The sequence below is a fragment of the Phenylobacterium sp. genome (genome assembly GCF_031360265.1).
Lineage (GTDB): Bacteria > Pseudomonadota > Alphaproteobacteria > Caulobacterales > Caulobacteraceae > Phenylobacterium.
Genome location: NZ_JANMBF010000007.1, coordinates 1 through 1,737, shown reverse-complemented (window position 1 = coordinate 1,737; position 1,737 = coordinate 1). Strand labels below are relative to the sequence as shown.

Here is a 1,737-nt window from a genome sequence, read left to right as displayed (position 1 = left end):
GCCCCCGAGGGCACTTGGATGCGGAAATCCGATCAGCGCGCGGCGCGAGCCCGGACGGCCTTTGACGTCGAGCATCGGCAGCCCGGCTTGCGCCATGCCGGACAGGGTCCGGTCGATGTCCGTGACCTTCAGCGCCACGTGATGCAGGCCCGCTCCCCGCGACTGGACGAAGCGGGTGATGGCGCCTTGGTCCTGCCGGGTGGAGCCGGCCTGTTGCCGTTCGGTTTGCCCGCCCTGCCGCGGATCGAAATTGGCCAGGAACTCCAGCTCGCAATCGCCCACGGTGACGAAGTACACCCGCAGGCCGCCCACCGGCTCCGGGGCGCGGTTGTGATAGACCACGCCGTACTTGTCCGAGGTGAAACTCTCGATGGCGGTGCTGACTTCCATGTCGGTCTGGCGGCTCTCCACCGGAAAACCGAACTTGCCCGAAAACACGCGCTCGTCCTCGAACACATCGGCGCTGGCCACGCCCAGGTGGTCGATGCGCTCCACCGCGGCGCCGGGCTGCGCCTTCAGCCCGAGGCGCTCGGTCAGGCGGGTGCGCACGCCGGCGGTGGCGGCGGGCGGGAGTGTCAACGTCCTGCGTCCGCCAAGACCGGCAGTGGCGGCGCCTTCGGCCGGCGCACCAGCTTGCGCGGCAATGCGGGCGGCCGCATCGAGATCGTCGACGCCCAGGGCAATGTGATGGACCCCAGGCTTGGCGGCGCCGCCGAGGAGCGGATGGCCGAGTGGAAACACGGCCAGTGCGCTGCGTCCGAGCGGGAACACCGGCACCCTGCCCTGCGGCGATTCGAGGTCGGTGCGCGGCAGGCCGAAATGGCGTTCCAGCACGGCACCGGTTTCCTCCGGATTTCTGGAGGCAAGTGCCACATAGGCGATCTGGTCAGCGAGCATCAGCGCGTCCTTATTTGCATTGAACCGTTCCGGCCGCCACCAGCGCATCGATGCGGGCCGCGGAAAATCCGTATTCGACCAGCACCTGGCGGCTGTCGGCGCCGAGCTCGGGTGGCGGCGTCCGCACCGAATGTCCGCCCATCCCTTCCATGCGGATCGGACTGGCGATCAGGCGCAGCTTGCCCAGCGTCGGGTGCTCGATCTCCTCGACGATCCCGGTCTCGTTGACATGCTTATCGGCAAAGACCTGGTCCAGCGTGAAGATCGGACCCGCCGGCAGGCCCAGCTTCACCAGTTCCAGCGTCCACTCCATCTTGCCGCGGGCGGCGAAGTTCTGGTTCAGCCGGGTCTTGACCTGTTCCCGGTTGCGGAAACGCCCGGCGTTGTCCTTGAACTCCGGGTCGGTGATCCAGTCGTCCATCTGCAGCAGGCGGCACAACTTCACCCACATGTCCTCGGTCACCGCGCCCATGTTGAACGGGCCATCGTTGGCCTGGAACATTCCGTACGGACAGACCACCGGGTGGTCGTTGCCGGCGACGCCCGGCGTGTCGTTCAAGCTCAACTGGCGCTGGCCCTGCACGGTCAGCAGGCCGATCAGCCCGGCCAGCAGGGAAGTTTCCACCAGTTGCCCGCGCCCGGTGGCGATGCGCTGGATCACCGCCGCCTGCACTCCGAGCGCGGCCCACATGCCGCCGACCACATCACCGATGGGAATGCCGACGCGGGTCGGGCCGGTTGCTTGCTGGCCAGTCATGCTCATCAGGCCGGACATCCCCTGCGCGATCTGGTCAACCCCCGGCCAGCCGCCATAGGGGCCGGTGGCGCCGAAGCCTGTGA

The 1,737-nt window shown here is 68.0% G+C and carries 2 protein-coding genes; both read right to left on the bottom strand.

The window, feature by feature from the left end:
- A partial coding sequence (locus tag RMN86_RS00255) for a VOC family protein (RefSeq protein WP_309603815.1) occupies nt 1-897 on the bottom strand: 897 nt, incomplete at its 3' end.
- 10 nt (nt 898-907) lie between these two features.
- The coding region (locus RMN86_RS00250; RefSeq protein ID WP_309603814.1) for a CaiB/BaiF CoA-transferase family protein at nt 908-1,737 on the bottom strand (830 nt) is incomplete at its 5' end.